The organism is Haliscomenobacter sp. (assembly GCF_033763495.1).
In the GTDB taxonomy this organism is placed as follows: domain Bacteria; phylum Bacteroidota; class Bacteroidia; order Chitinophagales; family Saprospiraceae; genus Haliscomenobacter.
Genome location: NZ_JANRKL010000135.1, coordinates 1 through 25,010, shown reverse-complemented (window position 1 = coordinate 25,010; position 25,010 = coordinate 1). Strand labels below are relative to the sequence as shown.

Here is a 25,010-nt window from a genome sequence, read left to right as displayed (position 1 = left end):
AAATGAAAGCAGAACAAATCCAAACCCTCCACCCCATTCCAGGCAAAACCAACAAACGTATTGCCCTGGAAAAATATGAGGTGATCAAAACGCAAATTTTAGCTATTTTGAGTCAAAATGAGTTGACCCACACCGAGCTTATGGAGCAATTGTACGCCAATGTAAAGGATACCTTTGAAGGCGGGGTGCAATGGTATGGGGAGACGGTGAAACTGGATTTGGAGGCAAGAAAAATAATTGAACGAACCCAAACCAAACCAGAAAAATACCGCTGCGTCAACAAATCGGGAGAAACCGATTTGGAAACACCATAAAACAATCGAAAATGAAAAAACTGAGTTTGAATCTGCTGCTTGCTTTGGCAGTTTTGAATGGCTGTACAAATGATCCGATTGAAAAAGGAGAGGCCTGTTCGATAAGCATTTCGGGGCTTGAGTTTACCAAATCCCTCAATGATGGGAAGTCTCTGGCAAGCGTTGAAGGCGACAAACTAATGTTCACAAGCAAGGCCAAATCCGACTATTTTAATGAACCCGATGGCACGATGTCGTATAGTACTGCCCCCGTTTTACTGACAAAAATAGACAACAGCAAGCCCTTTACCTTTATGGCGAAGGTCACGCCCACGTTCACAGACACCTACGATGCCGGGGCCATGTATGTTTTTTTGAACAAAAACTGGTGGTTTAAATTCGCTTTCGAACAAGATGAACTCAAACGTACTCGCGCCGTAACGGTCCGCACCAGGGAAACATCTGACGACAACAACCACGATGTGATTGACAGCACCAGTACGTACATGAAAATCTCTTCCGACACCAAGACGATTGGCTTCTATTATTCGCTGGATAAAAAAGCCTGGCAGTTGGTGCGCTTGTTTCGCAACGACTACCCCCTCGAGACCTGGATAGGGGTGAGCACCCAATCGCCGATTGGCAAGGGGAACAGTACAATTTTTGAAGAATTTTCCCTGAGCCAAAAAAGCATCAAGGATTTTAGGATGGGGATATAGTTGGGTTTAGTTCATAATTTCGCGTCAAGTGGCTGAAAAAAATCACACCAAGCCTAGTCTTTGCTAATCATGATTCATAAATTTTCCACGATTGTCCTGGGTTTGTTTTTAGCAGTTCCTATTTACGCCCAGCTACCCAATTCAGACCTTGTTAAACGGGTTTTAATAGCTCCGGAAAGTGTTTTTAAGCTATTTCGGGAAGCCGAAATGAACCCCGTAAACCATGAATTAACAGCAGTTGAACGGGCAAAAGTTGAAAAAGCCTTTGCCATTTTGCCGCCCCTTTATCAAAAAATTCTGAAAGGGCATTTGCACAGCATCAGCTTTATGGACAACATGCCCAATACGGCCCTGACCTCGCCGGTAGAAAGCTCGGATTCCATACAACTATTCAACATTACTTTTCGAGCGGGCATCCTGAATGAAACGATCTCAGAATGGGCCACCCAGAAAGAATACACCTGTTATGACCGATCTGCCAATCCCGATTTAACAATCAGTATTGAGGCTGGTACATTGGATGCACTTCAATACGTTTTATTGCACGAGGCTACCCATGTGCTGGATGCGGTTTTAAACGTTACACCCCACCCCGAAGAAAGAGGAGCTTTGGTAGAACCTACTCCTTACACCAAGGGCATTTGGTATAAAATGAACGTACCCACCGAGCCCTTCATCGATTCCCTGCTGGAGAAAACCCGCTTCCGCAGTGGCAAAACGGTACCCATAGCACTGGCACCAGAGATTTATAAAGCTCTGCGCAAAACACCCTTTGCTTCACTATATGGAATGGCCAGCTGGTTTGAAGACCTTGCCGAACTTCTTACCATCTATCACCTGACGCAGAAAATGAACCAGCCATTCCGGGTTGTGGTGAAAAAGGATAATCTTGAACTAAGCAACTTTGAACCGATGAAGAATAAAAGGGTTAAAAAACGATTGAGGCAATTGGCGGTTTTCTACAAAAGCTAAGTGAAAAATAGTAGGCCATTAGCCGACCACGGTTGGACCTTACTTTAAAAACAAGACCAACATGCGTATTCCAACCATTCATGGATACATCGACAGAAGAATTTTAATCAACTTCAGCGCTGATCCAAGCGCAGTAGAGAAAATTGTTCCCTTTCCGTTTCGGCCAAAAATTTACAAAGGAAGGGCCATCGTTGGAATTTGTTTAATCAGGCTAAAACACATCAAACCCAAAGGATTTCCAGACTTCATTGGCGTTAACTCGGAGAATGGTGCGCACCGGATTGCAGTAGAGTGGGACGAAAACGGGGAGACGAAAACCGGCGTTTTTATCCCGCGCAGGGACACCTCGCTCAAACTAAACGCGTTGGTTGGTGGGCGAATCTTTCCGGGAAAGCACTACTATGCAAAATTCAATGTGGAAGAAAACGACGGAAATTTTCACATTGACTTCAAAAGCTCAGACGACACCATAACCTCAATCGATGCCACTGAAACAGTGGAATTTAGAGACACTTCCATTTTCGAAACATTAAATAATGCTTCCACTTTTTTTGAAAATGGCGACCTTGGCTACTCGCCGAACAAAAACAAATTTGACGGGCTCAGGTTAAAAGCATACAAATGGGAAGTAAGACCGCTTGATGTGCTGAACGTAAAATCCAGTTTTTTCGAAAACGAAGCAGTTTTCCCAAAAGGTTCGGTGACCTTTGACAATGCACTCCTGATGACTAACATTGAGCACGAGTGGAAAAGTGAAACGGACAAATGAACACTGTGCCTTCAATGCTGTGCAAGAACCTTCCAATACTCGTGGTTGATGGGAATACATGGATGATAAATTTGTGTCCAATCCTTTTAAAAATCTCGAACACACGTTAAAGTTGAAAATCTCGGCGTGTTGGAAAATTAGAACGCTTGCTTTATCTTTAGCAAGCGGACGCAAAGAGTGCGCAGATTTTCGACTTAGCAACAATATTATGAGACAACTAATAATCATACTAATCATTTCAGGACTTCTACAATCTTGTTCTGACAATTCGCCAAAAAACACAACAGCGGACACCTCGGTTATTGACAATAGTGACTCATTTTTGGATTTGTTTTCAGAAATAAACTATCATGACCTTCACATTTACACACCACCTTACGACATTTCAGATCACAGCGACAAGTTTGACGGCAAACAAATTGACCGCTCGTTTTACCCTTTCCTTGTCTTTGACAATCATATTAATCCGACAGAAATTGATACCTTTTATCACTATTTTGCCTGTTGTAAGTTCAAGTTGACAGACAACAAAACAGGTTTAATCATTCGCAGACCAAGCCAATATAGTGAAACAGCCATTGACTTATACACTTGGGACAACTTGGCGAAAAAAGTAACCAACATAATCAACCTTGCAGACGCTTTTGGAGATGAAGGATGGCATTTTGTTCAAGACGCTTGGATAGAAGATATTAATAAGGACAACCAACTTGACATTGTGATAAGAAAAAAAGAATTTGACCAAGACCTCGACGATCCAACAAAAATATCACGCTCAGACACTTCATTTGTTTTTTTAGGTAATGGAAAGATTTTTAAGCAAATAAACTATAACATTGACCGAAACAAGTATCAACTAAAACATTGGGTAGAAGAATAAATCTCAGTTTTTACCTTTAAAAATATTACTCGCTCCATATTTTCGGAACTTCGCAAAACCCCAGCGCGTTGCCAGTAATGCGCTCAACCAAACTCAAATGCCCAAAGACAAAAGACAAAAACGCGACTTGCATGCCCTCGATAAAGATGGAATGGTGCTCTGCAATTCCCGTGACAAAGAGGCGGCTCATCGGGCTGAAACCGAAGGGATTGCTACCGAAGATTGGACAGCAGTAACCTGCCGCAAATGCCTATTGCTGGTCTATAAACACTACAAGGCGCTGCAGGAGCAAAAAGAACACAGCTAAATCAGTCGAACAAATGAATTTCACAAAATTGGTTCTCAAATAATCATCCCACCAACATCATCTAGTGTAAGAATTAGCCCATCCCGACTTTGACAGGGTCAACTAAATAAAAAAATATACCCACCGCAGGCAAATTAAAAAAGTATCGTCTAACCCTGCATCAACCAAAATTATAAAAAATGACTTTAAAAAATCTCACAATCGCAGCGCTAATTTGTGGATTGGTTTCATGCAACAAAGACGATGAGACGACCACGGTTACGAGCACAGAAACGGTAATAAAGGTAGATGCGGCTAAATTCCTTTCAGGCGGGCTATCTGAGCCCATTTCCATTGTTTCGCGTACACTTTCAAACGGTACGACCGCCGATTGCTACAAAATAGTTACCAAAAGCACCCCGACAGACCATACGCAGGGTCCTTGGTGCCCAAGCAACATCTCTGATGATGCGAGTAAAGGTGGCATTTGGTTAGAGGGTGGCAATGTGTACGACGTCGATGGTGCATTTATTAAAAACTTGGCCATATTTTATAAGAACACCACCTGGCAAATGTACAATACAACTACTGGGGCAATCACCAAAACCTTAACCCAGGCGGATTGTCAGGCCGCGGCCAACCCAAATGTAGGCGTGCAGTATAAAAACTACTGTGTAGAATGTTTGCCTTCGTATGTGTCTTCGCTAACCAAAACCATTTACATTCCGGTTACGCCCGTAAAATTGAGCTCACCGGTTAGTTTTGGAGCTGGACCAGGTTCATCCGGGCCAACTACCAGAGGCATTGCCTTCAATGGAGTGGTTTTTGACGCACCAGCCCCTGTCAATGCAATCCTAGGAGCATACACCTTAGCTCCTTTTGACGATGCAGGTGGCCACATCAACATAGGTGCTGGCTACCATTACCATGCAGCAACTGGAAAATCAACCAAAATCACCCAAGCAGATGGCCATGCTGCAATGATTGGTTATGCATTGGATGGTTTTGGGATTTATGAAAGATTAAGTGCAAACGGAACTGAATATACAGATTTAGATGCCAGCCGTGGGCATTATGATGCCACAAGGGGCTATCATTATCACGTGGATAAAGCAGGGGCCAACAATTTTATCAATAGTTTGGCAGGGGCTTACGCAAACTAACTACTTAACAATTAATCCTTAAGTTTAAAATCTCACTTTTTGCAGTACAAATTTTGAAAAATTGAGGCGTACTGTAAAAAGTGATTTTTTTCGCCCATAAATCTCTTGATCATGAAATTTTTAAATGTGCTTATTTTGATATTCATTGCCAGTGTGCTTCATGCACATAGCCCTGATTTATCCAACTTGATGATTTATGAGCAAAATGGCAAGTGTTTTTTATTGATGAAAAGTTCGTTAACCGCATTTGAAGGCGAGGTGGATTTTCATTTCAAAAAAAATGCGTACAAAACCCCTGAAGAGTTTGAGCAACTGGTGATAAAACATTTCAAGAGAAATTGCTTTGTTGTCATCAACAGAGACACAATCAAGCTTTCGAACACTCAGGTGAAACTTGGGCACGAAACGACCCTATTTGCCGAATTAAAAAATCCACCCCAAAAAATTGAATCCTGCTACATCCGAAATACATTTTTTAAAGACATGCCCAGCAATCAGTGTGAATTAGTACTAACGACTAAAGATTTGCCGCAAAAACAATTTATATTTAACAAGGAAAACAAGCAAGAAGTAAACCTACGCGTAGAAAACAACCAATGGGTTGTTGAAAAAGCGGCTACTTCCATTTTTCAACAACCTAATCCACTTCTATGGGCGGGTATCTTTAGCACGATATGTATCGTTGCGATTGCTGTAATCAAAAAGGGAAACATTGTTTAAAATTGGATTTAATGAATCAAGAAATAGCCGTAAGAATCATTTTGGAAAGCCCTCCCCTAGGAGTTGACTTTGCCATTCAAAAAGGCAGTGGAAACAATTACGAAACAATCTTGAAACAAAGATCAGCCCAGGAGGACTTGTGCTTTGAATTTAAAATTGCAGTAAAAGAAAACAAAGCCGGCTTGCCCGACTTCGCAGGTCCTTATGTTCAAGGGCCAGCGAACGAACGTTTCATTTATGTTGACATTGGTACGGCCGCGGGGCAATTCGATTCAGTCTGGACGCGTCGCTTGAAAGTCCCGTTGAGAGACATTTCAGCGGAAACAATCCAGCAGATGCTGGCTGATTCCTCTCTCGTTCTGGAAACGAAAGTACCGGGAACGGGCAAAGACGGGGGGCCAAATTGTGCAACGGTAAAACCTTTCCCTGGCTGGTATTTGAGTCCAAACCCATAAAACCCATTACAATTCATCCCTAATTCCCCCACTTTCACAACTCTGTAACAAGTCCTCTGCCAAAATCGCCGTACGTTGTGGGTAAAATCATCCACACCATGAAAACCACTATTCTATCCATTGTTCTGTCGCTCATCTGCGCAACTGTTTTTGCCCAAACCACTTATTCTCCCGAAACCCTTGCTAAGATCAAGGAGGTGGAGAACAACATCACGGGGCCTGTAGTCATGAATGATGCCCCGCCCAGCACCATTACCGAACGGATGGCCAAAAACAAGGTCAAAGGTTTGAGCATCGCCGTCATCCAGGATTACAAAATCGCCTGGGCAAAGGGCTACGGCTGGGCCGACGAAGCCGAGAAACGCCCAATGACCACCCAAACCCTGTTTGAACCGGGTTCCATTAGTAAAACATTAAATGCTCTGGGGATTTTAAAACTGGCCCAAGAGAAAAAACTCGACCTCTATACCGACATCAATACCTATTTAAAGTCCTGGAAATTCCCCTACGATTCCTTGTCAAAAGGTAAAAAAATCACCCTGGCCAATCTGCTGAGCCATACCGGAGGATTATCCACCCATGGTTTCCCAGGGCACAACATCAATGGAGATGTACCTACGGTAATCGAGGTCCTGGACGGCAAATCTCCTGCAGTGACCCCGGCGGTGCGCAGTTTATTTGAACCCGATTTGAAGTACCAATATTCCGGCGGCGGCACCACCATCGCTCAAATGATCCTCACCGACCTGACCCAGCAGGACTACGCTACCTGGATGTACGAAAACGTGCTGAAACCCATCGGCATGGTCAATAGCACCTATGCCCAGCCACCCGCAAAAAACAAGCGCAATTTGTGTGCCACTGCCTACCTCAGCGATGGTTCACCACTTTTGGGCAAATTCCACGTTTACCCCGAGCAGGCTGCGGCAGGTTTGTGGATGACGCCCAGCGACCTTTGTAATTACATCATCGACATGCAGTTGGCCTACCAGGGCAAACCCTCCAAAGTATTGAGTCCTGAAATGGTGAAACTGCACCTGACCCCTTACCACAACGAATCAGCGGCCATGGGTACTTTTATCATGGACTTGAACGGAGCCAAATATTTTGAACATGGCGCAGGCAATGATGGTTTTCGCGGGCAATTTTACGGCAGCCTGGAAGGGGGCTATGGCGTAGCCATCTTTGTGAACAGCGACAATGGAGGCATCATGTACGATGTGATTCAAAGTGTGGCGAAAGCTTACAATTGGAAGAACTTTTACCGCGAACCACAAAGGAAAACAACCGAAAAAAGCATTGTGGTTTCCGACCAGGTCATCAAAACCTATGAGGGCATTTATGTATACGATGATACCTGGGCAGCAATAGGCAAGAGAGACAATGAATACCATTTTTACGCAAACCGGATGCCTGTCAAAATGCATTTCACCAGCCCCACTCGTTTTTTCAATGAAGAATTCTCGGCGGTGAAGGAGATGATAAAAGATGATAAAGGAAACGTTGTAGGCTATTTGCGTACAGTGGATGGCAAAGCATTTCCCAAGGCGACCAGAATTGGCAGTTTGGACACCCTTAAGTTGAAAAACGAACTGTTTGGCGAGATTGGCTGGTATTTTTTCGAGAATAAAAACTACCCGCAAGCACTGGCCTATTTCAAGCGGGGCGCACAGGTTTACCCCGAAGACCTCAATATGCTGATGAATGCAGCGCACATGTATTTGTTAACGCAGGACTACCAAAGCGCGCTAGCCATTCACAAAGCCCACTTGAAGGACATGGTCAGGCCTGGGTACAGCTGGGTGAATTTGTTGCAGGAAGACTTTGCTTACCTCAAGGAGCACCGCCAGGATGTGAAGCTGTTTGAAAAACTTTTTACTGAACTAAAGATTCAAAAACCGAAGGGGTACTAGCCCCAAAGTACGCTGGCCGCTATTGGCAAAAATGTCTAACTTTGCCACAATACCTATAACACAAATTGATGAAAGCGGCCAGTGTAAAAGACTTAAAAAAGGAACTCCAACAGCGATCCCCTTCCGAGTTGGTCGCTTTGTGTTTGCGCCTGAGCAAGTTCAAAAAGGAGAACAAAGAATTGCTCAGCTACTTGCTTTTTGAAGTCGACGATGAAGACGCCTTCATCCGTCGAATCGAAGCGGAGACGTTGGAGCAGTTTTCAGCCATCAATACCAAATCCCAGCTCTTCATCAAAAAAGGCGTAAGCAAAATCCTGCGCGGGCTAAAAATGACGATTCGTTATTCCGGCAGGAAGGAAACGGAAGTAGAACTCTTGCTGTTCTTCTGCGCCCAAATGAAAGCAATACGCCCATCCATCAAACGGATTCCCGTACTCCAGAACCTTTATGATCGGCAACTTGACCGGGTTCGCAAGGTGATTCCACTCTTGCACGAAGACCTGCAGCACGATTATACTGTGGAGTTGGAACAGCTGTAAATTTTTATTTGTACCACAAAAATGCCAACACACAAAACCAACAATCCCCAATGCCTACCAACAACGTCACTATTACGGGCCTAAGCAGCAACCAAGTACTGGAAGCGAGAAAAAAATTTGGGTCCAATCAATTGAACTACAAAAAAGAAAATGGCTTTTGGGATGCTTTAAAAAGTTTGGTCAAAGAGCCCATGCTCGTTTTGTTGTTGGTAGCCGCTTCCATTTATTTCATCAGCGGCGATACAGGCGATGGCCTTTTTATGGCATTTGCCATTGTACTAGTCGCGGCGATCTCCTTGTACCAGGATTCCCGGAGCCGCAATGCACTGGAGAAACTAAAAAACTTCACCCAAGCCAAATGTAAAGTCATTCGCAACAGCATTACCGAGGAAATCAACAGTGAAGATCTGGTACTCGGCGATAGCCTGATTGTTGAAGAAGGAACCTCCATTGCCGCCGACGGCATCATCGTTCAGTCCAACGATTTTTCGGTGAATGAATCCATCCTCACTGGCGAGTCACTTTCCGTCAGCAAAGACAAAGACAGCGAAGACCATTTTGTGTACAAAGGCACTACCGTAGTCAGTGGCCTGGCCATTGTCACCATCACCGCCATTGGCAACGAAACCAAGCTGGGTAAAATTGGGAAAAGCCTTGAAAGCATTGCGGAAGAAAAGACCCCCTTGGAGTTGCAAATCAACAATTTTGTGCAAAAAATGGTGCTGGCTGGAGCCCTGGTTTTTGTACTGGTGTGGGCAATCAATTATTTTCAGTCCCAGCAATTGTTGGATAGTTTATTAAAATCGCTCACCCTGGCCATGAGTATCTTGCCCGAAGAAATTCCGGTGGCCTTTACCACCTTTATGGCCCTGGGGGCCTGGCGTTTGATGAAGTTGGGCATTGTGGTCAAACAGATGAAAACCGTAGAAACCCTGGGAAGCGCCACCGTGATTTGTACCGACAAAACAGGCACCATCACCGAAAACAAAATGAGCCTGGCCAAACTGTTCCTGCTTGGCTCAGAAAACATCAGGGATGCTGAAAATGTCGTTGATCATGCCGAAAAAGCACTGCTCAGGCTAGCCATGTGGGCCAGTGAACCCATCCCTTTCGATCCTATGGAGATTGCATTGCACGATGCGTACGCCAAAACCCACCACCAGGATGAGAGGCCGGACTACAAGATGATTCATGAGTATCCATTGGATGGCAAGCCTCCCATGATGACCCACTTGTTTGAAGACATAACTGGCCAGCGCATCATTGCCACCAAAGGCGCCCCGGAAGCCTTGATGAAGGTGTGCAACTTATCTGCCGAAGAGAAAAACCAAATTGAAAATGCCATCGATATACTGGCTGTAGATGGCTACCGTCTGTTGGCGGTGGCGGAAGCAGATTTTGCAGGCAATGATTTTCCTGCCACTCAGCAGGAATTCCAATTCAACTTCAAGGGCATGGTGGCTTTCTATGATCCACCCAAAAAGAACATCAAAGCTGTACTCCAACACTTTTACAAAGCCGGTATTGCCGTCAAAATTGTTACAGGTGACAATGCGGCTACGACCACGGCCATTGCCAAACAAATTGGGTTTGAGGGCTATGAAAAAAGCATTACGGGAGAGGAGTTGATGCAATTGTCGGAGGAAGCCTTGAAAGCCAGGGTGCTCGATACCCAGGTTTTTACCCGGATGTTCCCTGAAGCGAAGCTAAAAATCATCGAAGCACTGAAAGCCCAGCAGGAAATTGTAGCCATGACTGGCGATGGCGTAAACGATGGCCCGGCTCTGAAAGCGGCTCACATTGGCATTGCGATGGGCAAAAAGGGGACCGAAATCGCCAAACAAGCTGCTTCATTGATTTTGGTGAACGATGATTTTTCCAAAATGGTGGACGCGGTGGCCATGGGGCGCAAGATTTACGTCAATTTAAAAAAGGCCATTCAGTACATCATTTCCATCCACATTCCCATCATCCTGACAGTGTTTGTTCCGCTGGTGTTGGGCTGGATTTACCCCAATATTTTTTCGCCCGTACACATCATTTTCCTGGAATTGATCATGGGCCCCACCTGCTCCATCATTTATGAAAACGAGCCCATGGAGGCCAATACCATGAAGCAAAAACCCCGGCCCTTTAGCACTACTTTTTTCAATTGGAAAGAGTTGACCACCAGCATCATCCAAGGCTTGTTGATCACGGCAGGGACATTGTTCGCATACCAATATGCCGTTTACCAAGGCTTCCCGGAATCAACCACTAGGAGTATGGTCTTCACTGTGCTGGTCGCCGCCAATGTTTTTTTGACCTTAGTTAATCGTTCTTTTTATTATTCCATACTGACTACCCTGAAGTACAAAAACAACCTGGTGCTACTCATCATCGGCATTACCGTTGCCGTCACAGCGTTGCTGTTGTACGTACCACCATTTGCCCGCTTCTTTTTGTTTACACCCCTGGATTTGGTGCAAGTCGCTACTTGTATTGGCATTGGATTTGTGTCGGTGATTTGGTATGAATTGATCAAATGGCTCAATCTGTCCCGTTTTTGACCTGAGCCAGCTGCATTAGGCCATTACTTTTGGAGGATAACATTTTATCCCGGCCTTATGTCAAGAAAAATACCAACCGCAGCAGGCTTCCTGCTTTGCTCCACCATCACCTTGCTGGCCCAAAACAGCTTATCTACCACTTCACCCATCGACATCGACCATTACAAAATTGAGCTTCAATTTGACTGGACAAAAAAACAGGCCAACGCTGAAGTGATCATCTCCATGGCTTTTACTCAGGCGGCCCGTTCCATCCAACTGGCTGCGCATGATTTGTTGATCTATACGGTACGCATCGGGGCAAAAAAGGAGCTCGCTTTTACCCTGGATACCCTTACCCATCGCCTGAATGTGTCTTTGGATAAAAACTACCAGCCCGGCGAAAAACTGGATCTCAGCATAACCTACCAAACCCTGCACCACAACGAACCCGACCCCAATACCATCGGGGGGAGTTTTGGTAAAGGCATTCGATTTTTTCAACCTACGGCCTCAAACCCCATCAAGCGAAAACAGCTTTGGGTGCAGAGCGAGCTGCAAAACACCGCCTACTGGTTGCCTTGTAGCCCCAACCCGACCGACCTCAGCACCACCGAATTCATTGCTACGCTGGATCCGGGGCTTACCTTTGTCGCCAATGGTATCTTGTTGGAGAAAAAAGACAACCAGGACGGCAGGGTCACCTTTCACTACGAAGCAAGCCGCGCCTATCCGATCTACCTCGCCGCATTTGTGGCAGGGGATTACGTCGATTTGGTTCAAACCACCCGGGGCATTCCCCTGCACACCTTTTGTTACCCTGATGAGCAGGAAGCCGCCCGGGCTACCACGGTGCGTTTGCCCGATATGTTGCAGTTTTTGGAGGACAAAACTGGCTTCGCTTATCCCTATCTACAGTATGCCCAAGTGATGGTGCAGGACTACCCATTCCCGAGTTTGATTGGGCAAAACAGCTTCAGCATCATTTCCGACAACATGATCGATGATTATGGAACGCATCAGGATTATTTATACCTCTGGGATGGCGTGGAGTTCAATGCCCTGGCGAGCCAGTGGTTTGGGAACCTCATCATGCCCAAAACAGTGGAAGACATCTGGCTGGCCAAAGGTTTTGCGCAATACTTTGAAGGGCTGTATGCCATAGCGGAAAATGGAATAGAAGAATACCTCTTATGGGGCTACCCCTGGGAAAGTGGGAGTGTATTTGGCGATTGGGCCAATGGAAACCGCCACCCCATCGTACCCACTAGAGTGGAGGACCCCGAAAGTTTTGCAGCCGACAGCTACGCCAAATACCGGGGTGCTCTGGTGTTGCGCATGTTGCGCAAAGAATTGGGCGACGAAGCCTTTTTTAAAGCAATCCAATCTTTTGTCAAAGAGTATGCTTTCAAGCTGGCTAGCACCCAGGATTTTCAAAACGCGGTAAAAAAAGCCAGCGGAAAAGATCTGCAATGGTTTTTTGAGCAATGGATTTACCAAACCGGGCATCCGGTTTTTGAACTGAGCAGTTCTTTTGATGCCAAAACCAAGCAATATCACTTGCACGTCAAACAAATTCAACAAAAAGACTCCACGGCCACCTACGCACAAGTAAACTTTTTTCAGGGCAAAATGGAGATTGAAATAGACGGCAAAAAGCAAGTGATTTACTTGAAGCCACAACGCGACAACCATTTTACTTTTCGCCTGCCCAGCCCGCCCAAAATGCTCAATTTTGATGTAGAACAAACCTGGATCAAAGAAATTCAATGGTCCAAAACCAGGGAAGAATGGCTGCAATTGTTCCTGCACAGCAAAGACATGTCTGCCCGCAACACTGCCATGACTGAATTGGCCGAAATTGCTAAAGCAGAAGGCACCACCGCATCAGACCGGAACAGCATCATTCAGGCCTTTCAACAAGTGACCCAAAGCCTGGCCTATTGGCGCTTTCGGTTCAACGTTATCGGGCAACTGAGATCCATCCAAACCCCACCCTACGATCAAACCACTACTCAATTATGGACTTCCCTGGTTAAAAAGGGAAAATCCTGGGTGAAAGCGGCTGCGCTGAGCAGTTTGGGCATGACCAACGATCCACAACACGCCGATTTGTATGTCTCCTGCCTGGCAGATACCAGCGACCGCGTAGTAAATGCCGCTGCTGTCGCCTTGGGAAAAACAAAAACCCTGCAAGCTTTTGAAGCATTGGTAAAACTGAAAGATCGGCCATCCTGGAAAAACCAAAGTTTGATGCACTGCCTGGCTGGTTTGGCGCAGTTGGGCGATGCCCGGGCGGAGGCGATTGCCGTGGCCGCACTGGTCGACAATCAGTCTCCACGCTGGTTTTTGGGCAATGGCTGGGATTACCCCTTTGTAGCTGCTCAAACCTTGGCAACTTTGGGCAAAACCGAAAAAGCTTATCCGATCCTGTTGGAACGCTTCAACCTGGCAATGCAAGAAAAAAACAGCGATGACATTTTCCATCAGGTGCTGCTGATTGCCACCTTGGGGAATCCACAAGGACTGGAAATTTTTGCACCGCTGAAAAGCAGATACCAAAATGATCCAAATGCCATGAACGCCATTCTTGCTTTTGAGGAACAGCTAAACGCGGCGGCTGGCAAAAAAAATTAAACAAGCGCTCAAGTAAGTACAAGCCTTCAAATGTTATATTGGCGATTGTTTTCGTTTTGCATGTAAGAATTTGGAAGTAAATTACAACAAGACCTTACGATGACCAAACAATTGTCTTCAGACCAAGGGGAAACCCTGTTCAATACCTTAAAGGCCCGCTTTGAAAAAAATCCAAATCGCCACCAGGGGCTCGACTGGGCAGCGGTACAGGCCAAACTGGAAGCCAACCCGGCCAAACTGCGCTCCCTCTTTGAAATGGAAGAAACGGGCGGCGAGCCGGATGTAGTGGGCCAGGATGCCAAAACTGGTGAATACCTCTTTTATGATTTTGTAGCCGAAAGCCCTAAAGGCCGCCGCAGTGTTTGTTACGACCACGAAGCCCTGGAATCCAGAAAGGAACACAAACCGGATGATAGCGCGGTAGGAATGGCCGCCGACATGGGCATTGAACTGCTCAACGAAGAACAATACCGGACCTTGCAGCAATTGGGAAAATTCGATACCAAAACCTCGAGCTGGATCCTCACTCCGCCGGATATCCGAAAATTGGGTGGTGCTGTTTTTTGTGATTTCCGCTATGGCCATGTTTTTGTGTACCACAATGGCGCGGAGTCTTATTATGCGGCGAGGGGATTTCGGGGGTGTTTGAGGGTGTGAGGGGAGGATTGACTGCTCATTGCCGAATTTTTACTCGGAGGACATGAATTGCCTCCAGCTTTAGCTGGTGGATAGGAGTCAGTCCTTTATTTTGGGCTTTAGCCACAGCCTTAAATTCAGGCTAGGGCTAAAGCCCAAAACAGTAGAAATTACTCTCCACGAGCTAAAGCACGTGGCAATTCATGTCCTTCGCTTCTGAAATACAAATGAATGATAATGCTGAAAATGAAGAAAAATAAACGACTTAAACTGGTAGCAATACTCCTGCTTTTTGTTTTTATTGTCTTATTCTATATCAAAGTCCGTGAAACTTTTAGATCAAGAACAGGAGAAGAAATTTATGAAGCCTTATTTGGCAAGCAAAAAACCAACTGCGTTTCAATTTTGAATTACCAGGATCAAATTATTCCCAAAATTGATTATGCCATTTGGTTGCAATTCGAAACTTGTCCGGAAGAATTAAAACGGATTTTATCTAAACATGAATTTTCGGCAGGTAAAGTATCGACAGATAAATGGAATGGAAAAGTACCTTACGGTGAAACAATAAAATGGTTCAATCCAAAGACATTAGGTGACACCATTATGGTTTATGAATATTCGACTGATGACAGTAGAAGCATTCAAACGATTTGGGCAAACTTGGACAGCACAAAAGTTTTTGTGAGGGATATTTTTGATTAAATGAACAAAGCAATCATTCACAAACCCATTCAAATTTACAAGCTCTAATCTACTATGCTAAACAAGATGAAATTACCCACCCTAATCCTTCTAATTGGACTCATAAGCTGGGGACAGGCAAACGCACAATTGATTTTGACCGAACAAGAAAACCTTGACTGGGTCAATAAATTAAAGGGCGAAAAAAAATTAACCAACCAATTAAACATGCTTCGCGCAAGGCTTCTGGCCGACACAAATGTTTTTGTTAGGAATACTATGGACAGGATAATCCTCAACAAAAACAAACCAATAGGGTTTTGCAAACCTAGGTTGATGGTTGATGGACATTTAATCGAGCCGAACAATGACACTGATGCCCAAACTATAAAAAACCTGACCAAGGAATTAACCATCGATCAAATAAAGCATTTGGAGGTAGCTGATGAAAAAACAGCCAATGCCCTCTTTGGCCCCAGTGGCCGCTGTGGAATTCTCCTTTTAACCCCAACCAATAAAAAGGCCAAAAAAGCCCTTCTTCGCTACAAGATTTAATACTCCTGGGAACTTCTCCAAGGGAACCATCGTTGCTGATCGTGCCAGTGAACACCCTAAATTACACCAAACCTACCAACATGACAAACCAAGTAAACGACAATTGGTACGAAGATTTCTTCCAGGGAATCAACTGTGAACTTTGGGAAAATGCCATTCCACCTGAAGTTACCAAACAAGAGGTCGATTTTTTATTGAGCGAATTAAACCTTACAAAAGGGCAGCACATCCTGGACGTCCCCTGCGGCTTTGGCCGACATGCCATCGAATTTTCAAATCAAGGCCTGAACGTTACCGCTATTGACATCTCCGAAACCTTCATGAGCGGGCTCAACTCAAAAATCCAGGCAGAAAAATTGAACATCACTGCCATTACGGGTGACATCCTGCATACTGAGATTGTAGGGGAATTCTCAGGCGCAGTCTGTTTGGGCAACAGTTTTGGCTACTTCAACATGGACAAAATGAAGGTGTTTGTAGGAAAAGTGGCTTCCGCCCTTGAACCCGGCGCAAAATTCATCATTAACTCCGGCATGATTGCCGAAAGTATTCTGCCCCACCTCATGAAACCTGAAGAAGACAATGTCTACACCGCTGGGAACATCCGCATGGAAATCACCAACACCTATCACGTTGAAGACAGTTTTCTGGTGAGCGATTTGCTTTTTACCAAGGAAGGCGAAACCAAAAAAGATGTTTTTAAACACTACGTTTTCACCCTAGCAGAAGTAAAAGGGCTATTAAAATCGGTGGGACTGAGCATTGTTTCAATCTATAGTTCAGTCACAAAGGAGGCGTATAAACTTGGAGACCCGCAGGTTTATATTGTGGCTGAAAAGGATTAGATGAACGCCTTTCATCTCCAAAAGCTCCCCAAGCACACCCTACCACAGATTTTTGTCTTTTTTACAATTATTCTCACCCCACATAGCCCCAAATTCTCCTAAATTTACCTCTCTTACATCAGCTATCTATGTTCCAAACACAATTTGACTATGGCATTCAGAAAAACATTTAGAAAAAAAATCCCCCTTTTGGGCGTACTCACTCTGCTGGTTATCTCCTGCATGAAACTGCCGGATACCATCAGCGTACAAGAAACAGCAGCAAAAGCCCAACAAAAGGCCCTGGAGTTGAAGGATAAAACCACCATCAAATTAGCAGATGGGGTTCAGCTCAGCCTGTGGGCCACCGACTCCCTGGCCCCTGACCCGGTGGCCATGGACGTTGACCATCTCGGGCGCGTGTACCTGACCCGCACCAATCGCCAAAAAAACTCAGAGTTCGATATCCGGGGCCATCGCGACTGGATGACCGAGTCGATCGGCTTGCAAAGCGTCGAAGACCGGCGGGCCTTTTTGCACAAAACCTTCGCTCCCGAACGCAGCAAAGAAAATGAATGGCTCAAAGACCTGAACAACGATGGCTCCCACGACTGGAAGGACCTCGCCGTTGAGCGCGACGAAATCTGGCGCCTCGAAGACAGCGATGGTGATGGCATGGCCGATAAATCCACCCGTATCCTCAGCGATTTTCACGATGAAGTGACCGACGTAGCGGGGGGTATCATGGTATCAAGAGACAATGTTTATGTAGCCATTGCTCCAGATTTATGGAAAATACAATACAAAAACGGCGTATTGGGCAAAAAAACCTCCCTCGCCACGGGTTATGCCGTACACATCGGGTTTAGCGGACACGGCATGTCGGGTGTAACCGAAGGCCCGGATGGGCGCATCTATTGGAACATTGGCGACATTGGCTCCAATGTCACCACCGTGGATGGCAAAAAATGGCCGAACCCCAACTCCGGCACCATTGCCCGTTGCAACCCTGATGGCAGCGATTTTGAAATTTTTGCTACTGGTTTGCGCAACACCCATGAGTTTGCTTTTGACGAATACGGAAACCTCATCTCCTCCGACAACGATGGCGACCACCCCGGCGAAAGTGAACGCCTGGTACACGTCGTGGAAGGTTCGGATGCTGGCTGGCGCTCCAACTGGCAATATGGCAAATACACCGACCCAAAAAATAACCGCTACAACGTATGGATGGAGGAAAAACTGTACAAGCCGCGCTGGGAAGGCCAGGCTGCCTACATCATCCCTCCGATCATGAACTACCACAACGGCCCTACGGGAATGGTATACAATCCAGGCACCGCTTTGGGTTCGGCCTGGAAGAACAAATTTTTCCTGGTAGAATTTGTTGGGACCCCCACCCGCTCCCCCATCTGGGCTTTTGATTTGAAGCCCAAAGGCGCCACTTTCGAGTTGAAAAGTGAAACCAATCTGGTCAGTGGAATCTTACCGACAGGTATCGAATTTGGCCCCGATGGCGCCTTGTATATTGCTGACTGGGTGAATGGCTGGGGCACCAAAAACTTTGGTCGGGTTTGGAAGCTCGACGTCACTGCAGATAAAAATGACCTGGCGAATGAGCGTCGGGAGACCAAACGACTGATGGAACTGGACTACAGCGCCCAAGCAAGTACAAAATTGTTGGAATTGCTGGGATACAGCGACATGCGCATCCGCCAAAGAGCTCAATTTGAGTTGGTGCGTAGGGGCAGTAAGGGGTTGCCTTCTTTGCAGCAGGCCATTGCCCAACGGGAAAATCAACTGGCCCGTGTGCACGGCATTTGGGGCGTCGGGCAATTGGCTCGGGCGGACCAAAAACAAGGTGCACAATTGTTGCCACTTTTGAAAGACGCCGATTCAGAAATCATTGTACAGGCCATTAAAATGTTGGGTGATGCCAAAATTGCTGCAGCCGGCCCTGAATTGCTTCCACTCCTGAAGCATGAAAACCCTCGGGTGCGTTTTTACAGTGCCGAAGCCCTGGGGCAATTGGCCTATGCTCCAGCCGTTGAGCCTTTGATTGCTCAGTTGAAAGACAACAACGATGAAGACCTCTACATTCGCCACGCTGCGGTATTGGCTTTATCGCGTATTGGCCAGGCAGAGCCGATGGTCGCACTGGCCAACAACCCAAGTAAGGCCCTGCGTACTGCCGCCGTCCTGGTCTTGAGAAAACTCAAGAGTGAAAAAGTGGCCATGTTCCTGAATGACGCCGACGAATATATTGTAACCGAAGCGGCTCGGGCCATCAACGACGATTTGTCGATCCCTGCGGCATTGCCTGCCCTGGCAGCAACTTTGAAGGAAAAACGGTTTACCGCTGAGCCACTCTTGCGCCGTGCCATCAATGCGGCCCTGCGGGTAGGAACTGCCACTGAACTGGACCTCCTGATTGCTTTTGCCAATCGCAGCGACATTACCGACATCATCAAGGCGGAAGCGCTGGCAACCATTGGTTCCTGGGGCAATCCTTCCCTGACCGACCGGGTGGACGGCCGTTACCGAGGCAAACTGGAGCGGGATGCGAACATGGCTCGTACCAAGATCAAACCTTTTGTCAACAGCTTCCTGGAGCAAACTAACCCTGAAACCCTGATTGCGGTAGCCGGTATGTTGGCCAACCTGGAGTTGAACGATGCCAATGACGCCCTGGCCAAAATTTACTACAACAACAGCAATGTCAAAGTACGGGCTGCCGTATTGCCTGCCTTGAACCTCTTGAAATACAAAGAGATCGATTCGGCCATCAAGGCGGGTATGGAGGATAAAGAGGAGAGCCTGCGCACCGTGGCTCTGGGCTTGTTGAACAACAGCAATGTCAGCAAAGCCAGTTTGCCTGCTATCGTACAGGCCGTATTTGGCAAGGGGAGCACCCGCGAACAGCAACAATTGTTGGTCGTAATGGGCAAACTGGATTTGGCAAAAACCGAAACCATACTAGGCGATCTGGTCCAACAAATGGAAGACAAAAAACTGTCGCCCAATTTGAGATTGGAACTTAAAGAAGCCATCGATGCCTCCGGTTCCGCCAGCCTCAAAGCCAAAATGGCTGCCTTAAAACCTGGTGTCACCCTGATGGATGAGTTTGCCGAGGTATTGTACGGCGGCAACTGGGCCCAAGGGCGCAACATCTTCAACAACAACGCCACCGCGCAATGTACGCGTTGCCACGCGGTACGTGGGGTAGGGGGTACCGCCGGGCCATCGCTCACCGAAATTGGCAGCACCCTGACGCGTGAACAATTGCTACAGGCATTGATCGAGCCAAGTGCTCGCCTTGCTCCCGGGTTTGGTACCGTAACCCTGAAGTTGAAAGATGGTCAGGAAATATTTGGAACCTTACTCAAGGAAACGGAAGAAGCGGTTACGTTGAATGTGACCAATGCCGAACCATTGGTAATTCCGGTTTCTCGCATCGCTACCCGCGACAATACCCCCTCGAGTATGCCTGCCATGGGTGCTTCGTTATCCAAGCGAGAGATACGAGACTTGGTAGAGTATTTGGGGACGCTGAAAAAGTAAGGCAAGGAGGTTTACGATCAGGAAACTGATAACATACCGGAGCATTTTGACTTAAGATTTTTTGAGCAACCTGTTCCGAGTAAAGGACACGGGCTTTGATTTTAGAATTGAACTGCTGCAGCAAATTAAACCACGGTTGGGGCTAAGTTGCTGCGGCAGTCCACTTCTAAAATCATAAGTCTTGTATGCTAAACCCGTAATTTGTGAAAGAAACATATAAAATCCGAACCTGCTAAAGCCCAATCGCATCAATTGTCAGATAATAAAGCTTTATTCTTTGAACTCCACCTCTATTCCCATCATATCCACTCCAGCTAATCGCATTTTTTGTTTGCCATGCACCTGATACCCTTTCCCTGGTAAATATTCTAATTCCTGCCAGGTGCTGGCCATGATACTTTTCAAACGATTCTCAATGGCAATTTGTGCCACCTCGTTTTGATCAAAAGAAATGGTAATTTTTCGGGTTTTGAGCTGATCATCCAGGGCTTTATAGGTAATCGAACGGATTTCATTCCCTTCTTTAAGTGTATCCGCACTGTATTTTTCCCGCCAGGATAATTTGTTGATGTCGGAGTGTACAAATACGGCTAATTCTTTTTCGTAGTCCAGTTTTTGAGTGGATAACACATCCTCTTTTTCGTTGTACTTGACTGTTTTGTGGGCTTTCGTTTGGGCGTTGTTGAGTTGTTTGATTTCAGTATTAAAGAACCCGGCCAGATCGAAAAAATAGGGATCTTCTTTACTGTCAGGCTTCTTTGTTGCTTCGGCGTTGTTGCAGCTCCAGATCAGGGCCAAGGCGAAAAAGAAAAGGATGTATTTTGGCATGAGTCAATTTTTTCACATAAACACTATTGGCAAACCCCGGGTTGTGTTTGGGGAAGCTTCTTTTAACCACAAGGGCACAAAGACCCTAAGTATAAAATCCCTTTTCCGTGTCTTTGTGCCTTCGTGGCTAGAAAAATTAACGATCAATCAATACCTCACCCGTCATCTCCGTCGGAGCAGGAACGCCCATCAGGTTGAGAATGGTCGGAGCGATATCACCCAATTTGCCCGCTTTTATTGTAGCGCCAGCCGCTTGAGCACTGGCGTAAATGATCGGCACGGGGTTTTTGGTATGCGCCGTATTGGGCGTCCCGTCTTCATTGATCATGTAGTCGGAATTTCCATGATCGGCGATGATGATACAATCGTAGTCATAGTCCAGAGCCGTATTGACCAACTTGTTCATGCAGGAATCAACCGTTTCTACGGCTTTAATTGCTGCAGAAAAAATGCCTGTGTGGCCCACCATATCCGCATTGGCGTAGTTGAGGCAAATAAAATCGGGCTGATTTTGCACGATATCCGTTACAATCGCATCCGTGATGCCTACTGCACTCATTTCGGGTTGGAGGTCATACGTGGCAACCTTGGGCGAAGGCACCAAGAGTCGGCGCTCTCCTGCAAAGGGCTCTTCCCGGCCACCATTGAAGAAAAAGGTTACGTGAGGATATTTTTCGGTCTCCGCAATCCGCACCTGGGTTTTGCCAGCTTTTGACAAAACTTCACCCAAGGTATTGACCAGGTTGTCATTTTGAAAAATCACCTCGACGTTCTGGTACGTTTCATCATAATTCGTCATGGTGACGTAGTGCAAGTTCATTTTGTGCATGCCAAAATCGGGGAAATCGCTTTGGGTCAAAACCTGCGAAATTTCCCTTGGACGGTCGGTCCGGAAATTGAAACAAAGCAGTGCATCACCATCCTGTATTGTCGCCAAAGCCTGTCCTTCGTCATTGGTGCAGAGGATTGGCTTGATGAATTCGTCGGTTTCATTGGTGGAGTAACGGGCTCCAAAGGTTTTGATCACATCCGTTGTTGCTTCTCCTACGCCATTAACCATCAGGTCGTAAGCCAATTTGACCCGCTCCCAACGCTTGTCGCGGTCCATGGCAAAATACCGCCCAACTACCGAAGCCAATTTCGTGGCTTTATTGGCCGTGTAGTCAACGATTTCTTGTAAAAAGCCCAGCCCACTCTTGGGATCACAATCACGCCCATCGGTAAAGGCATGGATGAATGCCTGTTTCAGGCCCTGTTCTTCCACAATATCGATGATGGCCTTCAAGTGGTTGATGTGTGAATGCACCCCACCATCAGATACCAGCCCCATGATGTGGAAAGGTTTGTCATTTTCTTTGGCGTATTGAATGGCTTTCAGTAAGGTAGGGTTTTGATGGAGTTCACGCTCGCGAATGGCTTTGTTGATGCGAGCCAATTCCTGATATACGACCCGGCCTGCGCCGATATTGAGGTGCCCCACTTCCGAGTTGCCCATTTGCCCATCGGGCAGGCCCACCAGTTCGCTGTGGGTCACGAGGGTGGCATGGGGGTATTGTTGGTATAAAGCGTCTACAAAAGGAGTATTGGCTTGTGCAATCGCATCCGCGGAGGGTACTTGTCCCAAGCCCCATCCATCCATGATGACCAGAAGAACTTTTTTTGTGCTCATGTTTGGTTTATCGTCTAGTTGAATACCTGTAAAAAGGATTTCGCGCCGAAATTAACACAAGCTATTGAGACTTAGTAGTGGGGCAAAAAAATGAACACTTATTTTTTTATCGCCCCTTAGCGCGCAGAAAGCCTTTTTCTCTTGTAAAAACAATGCGAAGGGCAAAAAAGACGTTCTATATTAGACTGTTCAAAAAAAAATTGTTACTATCACCCGACGATTGCGTCAAAAAGGAGAAAACAAGCAGAAGTGCAAGCTTTTAAGATTTGTAACCAAACGTGGAACAAATCAAAAGGCTCAAAACACTTCTAGCTGCAACCAAATGTGAAGGAGGTAAATCATGATGATGAAACTCTACTTTTTCAAGGTCGATCGTTCTCTTTAAAACTAACCGGTCGGCCTCAACCCATAAAAGGACGACTATGAAAAGCATGTTCATATTGCTGGTAACCCTGATGATCTGGGATCAGCAGCTCGCACTCGACAATATTACCAAAGCCATCAGCACAGGTAACGTGACTGCTTTGGAACCTTACCTGGACAAATCGGTAGAAATTGCCATTTTGGAGCAGGAGAATGTGTACGGCAAAACCGAAGCCATACAAATTTTGAAAAACTTCTTTGGCAAAAACAAACCACAAACCTTCAGCCAGATGCACACGGGCCAATCCAAAGGCAAAGAAGCCCAGTACAGCATTGGTAACCTGACCACCACTGCGGGTACTTTCCGCGTATACATCTATGCAAGGGTGGAAGCGGATAAGTATTATGTACAGGAGCTGAGGTTTGATAAAGAATAAATAGATAGAGATGAAAGATGAGAGATGAAAGAGGCTACCGCAGCATTTTTGACGATGACCTTGTCTAAGTCCCTACGGTAGCCTCTCTCATCTTTCATCTCTATCTAAACTCCCAATTGTACCCATCCAATTGCTGCAACGCCACAATCAATAAGTCAGTACAATGTTGAATATCTCCCTTATTCGCCATTTCAATCGTTTGATGGATGTGCCGCAAGGGAATTGAAATCGCTCCCGCAATTGCTCCTTTTTTACCATAACGTTGTACTCCAGCTGTATCGGTGCCTCCTGCTGGCAGGATTTCAGGTTGCCAGGGGATCTGATGTTGATCGGCTATTTCTTTCAGGTAACGCACCATGCGGTAATCCGAAATTACACTACCATCCAGAATTTTGATGCCGGCACCTTTGCCCAATTTGGTCACCGCTTCCTGTGCCTGAGCGCCTGGAGTATCAAAAGCAATGGTCACATCCAACCCAAATCCAAAGTCGGGATTGATGCCATGCGCGGCGGAAATGGCCCCACGTAGCCCTACTTCTTCCTGTACAGTAAACACGCCATAAACATCGTAAGGAACTTCTTTGCCTTTCAATGCGCGCAGGGTTTCGAGCAAGATGAAGACAGAAACCCGATTGTCCAGCGATTTGCTGTTGACACAATCGCCCATCTCAATCAACTCCCGCTCGCGGGTAACCGGGTCTCCAATCGAAACGATTTTCAGCACTTCCTCTTTGCGCATGCCCAAATCAATGAAGTAATCGGTAATAGGCACCACCTTACTCCGCTCTTCGGGCTTCATTAGGTGGATGGGTTTGGAGCCCATTACGCCAATGACGTCTTTTTTGCCGTGCACAATTACCCGCTGAGAAGTCAAAGTTTTGGGGTCAAAGCCACCAAGGGGATGGAAAAAAAGAAAACCTTCGTCGTCAATATGATTAACGATGAAGCCAATTTCGTCAAGGTGGGCGGCAATCATGGCACGTTTGCGCTCCTTCCCTCTTTTGACAGCAATGACGTTACCCATGTTGTCGATGCTTACCTCGTCGGCCAAATCCTGGAGTTCTTTCAGTACCAATTGGCGGATGCGGTGTTCAAAACCCGGGGCACCGGGGGTTTCACAAATGCGTTTAAGCAATTGAACGTTAATCATAGTCATGTTTGTGTTAACCTCTCAATACAACATGAAGGTATTGAAATCAAGTTTTCTATCAAGTGAATACGTTTCAGATGGGACTATTTTAATTCCGGGAAGAGAAAAGTGTGTATAGTAAGGATTAGTACTTATTTAGGAACGAGAAAAAACGCTTTGAGCGCGTAAATTTAACCAAATTTGCGCGAGTTATCCACTTCACAGGATCTATAAGAACGATAAAAAATCGATTAAGTTGAAAATAGCCATCAATTCCCGCGTTCTACAGACTGGTAATCTGGAAGGAGTCGGCTGGTATATTTACGAACTGGTTAAACGCTGGGCGCAAAATCATCCTGAAGATCAGTTCATTTTGATTTATGACCGCCCGCAGACAGAATTGCTAATCAGCGGAAAAAACGTAAAATCGGTAGTGATTGGACCTAAGGC

Annotated in this window: 22 protein-coding genes and 1 pseudogene; 20 read left to right on the top strand and 3 right to left on the bottom strand. The window is 46.1% G+C overall.

Annotated elements, in window-relative coordinates; translation table 11 throughout:
* Window positions 1-2: 2 nt before the first annotated feature.
* The 18 genes from SFV55_RS13935 (at window position 3) to SFV55_RS13850 (ending at window position 20,134) form a co-directional block, all read left to right on the top strand.
* Window positions 3-314, top strand: a complete 312-nt coding sequence (locus SFV55_RS13935; RefSeq protein WP_320030124.1) for a DUF6958 family protein — start codon at window positions 3-5, stop codon at window positions 312-314.
* 11 nt (window positions 315-325) lie between these two features.
* Window positions 326-1,012, top strand: coding sequence for a DUF1349 domain-containing protein (locus SFV55_RS13930; RefSeq protein WP_320030123.1), 687 nt, complete (start codon window positions 326-328; stop codon window positions 1,010-1,012).
* 69 nt (window positions 1,013-1,081) lie between these two features.
* Window positions 1,082-1,984 (top strand): hypothetical protein, encoded by a 903-nt coding sequence (locus SFV55_RS13925; protein ID WP_320030122.1) that lies wholly within the window; start codon window positions 1,082-1,084, stop codon window positions 1,982-1,984.
* A gap of 61 nt (window positions 1,985-2,045) precedes the next feature.
* Window positions 2,046-2,753, top strand: coding sequence for a DUF2071 domain-containing protein (locus SFV55_RS13920; protein ID WP_320030121.1), 708 nt, complete (start codon window positions 2,046-2,048; stop codon window positions 2,751-2,753).
* Window positions 2,754-2,811: 58 nt separating this feature from the next.
* Window positions 2,812-3,633: a hypothetical protein gene (locus SFV55_RS13915; protein ID WP_320030120.1), complete on the top strand. Its 822-nt coding sequence runs from the start codon at window positions 2,812-2,814 to the stop codon at window positions 3,631-3,633.
* A gap of 97 nt (window positions 3,634-3,730) precedes the next feature.
* Window positions 3,731-3,940 (top strand): hypothetical protein, encoded by a 210-nt coding sequence (locus SFV55_RS13910; protein ID WP_320030119.1) that lies wholly within the window; start codon window positions 3,731-3,733, stop codon window positions 3,938-3,940.
* A gap of 179 nt (window positions 3,941-4,119) precedes the next feature.
* Window positions 4,120-5,082: a YHYH protein gene (locus tag SFV55_RS13905; protein ID WP_320030118.1), complete on the top strand. Its 963-nt coding sequence runs from the start codon at window positions 4,120-4,122 to the stop codon at window positions 5,080-5,082.
* Between the two features lie 111 nt (window positions 5,083-5,193).
* The gene (locus SFV55_RS13900; protein ID WP_320030117.1) at window positions 5,194-5,802 is read left to right on the top strand and encodes a hypothetical protein; all 609 of its coding nucleotides are present in this window, start codon (window positions 5,194-5,196) and stop codon (window positions 5,800-5,802) included.
* A gap of 11 nt (window positions 5,803-5,813) precedes the next feature.
* On the top strand, window positions 5,814-6,257 hold the full coding sequence (locus SFV55_RS13895; RefSeq protein ID WP_320030116.1) for a DUF5990 family protein: 444 nt from the start codon (window positions 5,814-5,816) through the stop codon (window positions 6,255-6,257).
* Window positions 6,258-6,355: 98 nt separating this feature from the next.
* Window positions 6,356-8,170: a serine hydrolase domain-containing protein gene (locus SFV55_RS13890; protein WP_320030115.1), complete on the top strand. Its 1,815-nt coding sequence runs from the start codon at window positions 6,356-6,358 to the stop codon at window positions 8,168-8,170.
* A 68-nt stretch (window positions 8,171-8,238) separates the two neighbouring features.
* On the top strand, window positions 8,239-8,709 hold the full coding sequence (locus SFV55_RS13885; RefSeq protein ID WP_320030114.1) for a hypothetical protein: 471 nt from the start codon (window positions 8,239-8,241) through the stop codon (window positions 8,707-8,709).
* 50 nt (window positions 8,710-8,759) lie between these two features.
* Window positions 8,760-11,258, top strand: coding sequence for a cation-translocating P-type ATPase (locus SFV55_RS13880; RefSeq protein ID WP_320030113.1), 2,499 nt, complete (start codon window positions 8,760-8,762; stop codon window positions 11,256-11,258).
* Between the two features lie 57 nt (window positions 11,259-11,315).
* Complete coding sequence (locus tag SFV55_RS13875) at window positions 11,316-13,874, top strand: M1 family metallopeptidase (RefSeq protein ID WP_320030112.1); 2,559 nt, start codon at window positions 11,316-11,318, stop codon at window positions 13,872-13,874.
* 99 nt (window positions 13,875-13,973) lie between these two features.
* Entirely contained in the window at window positions 13,974-14,531 is a 558-nt protein-coding gene (locus tag SFV55_RS13870; RefSeq protein ID WP_320030111.1) for a DUF4256 domain-containing protein, read from the top strand.
* Between the two features lie 216 nt (window positions 14,532-14,747).
* A complete protein-coding gene (locus SFV55_RS13865; protein WP_320030110.1) occupies window positions 14,748-15,215 on the top strand; it encodes a hypothetical protein in 468 nt (155 codons plus the stop codon).
* Window positions 15,216-15,281: 66 nt separating this feature from the next.
* Window positions 15,282-15,749 (top strand): hypothetical protein, encoded by a 468-nt coding sequence (locus SFV55_RS13860; RefSeq protein WP_320030109.1) that lies wholly within the window; start codon window positions 15,282-15,284, stop codon window positions 15,747-15,749.
* Window positions 15,750-15,829: 80 nt separating this feature from the next.
* A complete protein-coding gene (locus tag SFV55_RS13855) occupies window positions 15,830-16,594 on the top strand; it encodes a class I SAM-dependent methyltransferase (protein WP_320030108.1) in 765 nt (254 codons plus the stop codon).
* Window positions 16,595-16,744: 150 nt separating this feature from the next.
* Complete coding sequence (locus tag SFV55_RS13850) at window positions 16,745-20,134, top strand: HEAT repeat domain-containing protein (protein WP_320030107.1); 3,390 nt, start codon at window positions 16,745-16,747, stop codon at window positions 20,132-20,134.
* A 270-nt stretch (window positions 20,135-20,404) separates the two neighbouring features.
* Here SFV55_RS13850 and SFV55_RS13845 read toward each other — a convergent pair whose 3' ends face one another.
* A complete protein-coding gene (locus SFV55_RS13845; protein ID WP_320030106.1) occupies window positions 20,405-20,962 on the bottom strand; it encodes a hypothetical protein in 558 nt (185 codons plus the stop codon).
* Between the two features lie 136 nt (window positions 20,963-21,098).
* Window positions 21,099-22,631, bottom strand: coding sequence for a 2,3-bisphosphoglycerate-independent phosphoglycerate mutase (gpmI, locus tag SFV55_RS13840; RefSeq protein WP_320030105.1), 1,533 nt, complete (start codon window positions 22,629-22,631; stop codon window positions 21,099-21,101).
* Between the two features lie 422 nt (window positions 22,632-23,053).
* Between gpmI and SFV55_RS13835 the strand changes: the two genes are divergently transcribed.
* Complete coding sequence (locus SFV55_RS13835; protein WP_320030104.1) at window positions 23,054-23,431, top strand: DUF4783 domain-containing protein; 378 nt, start codon at window positions 23,054-23,056, stop codon at window positions 23,429-23,431.
* A gap of 100 nt (window positions 23,432-23,531) precedes the next feature.
* Here the strand turns inward: SFV55_RS13835 and SFV55_RS13830 are convergent, their stop codons facing one another.
* The gene (locus SFV55_RS13830; protein WP_413776706.1) at window positions 23,532-24,581 is read right to left on the bottom strand and encodes a M42 family metallopeptidase; all 1,050 of its coding nucleotides are present in this window, start codon (window positions 24,579-24,581) and stop codon (window positions 23,532-23,534) included.
* A 235-nt stretch (window positions 24,582-24,816) separates the two neighbouring features.
* Here SFV55_RS13830 and SFV55_RS13825 point away from each other — a divergent pair.
* A pseudogene (locus SFV55_RS13825) lies at window positions 24,817-25,010 on the top strand (glycosyltransferase family 1 protein); the annotation flags it as partial.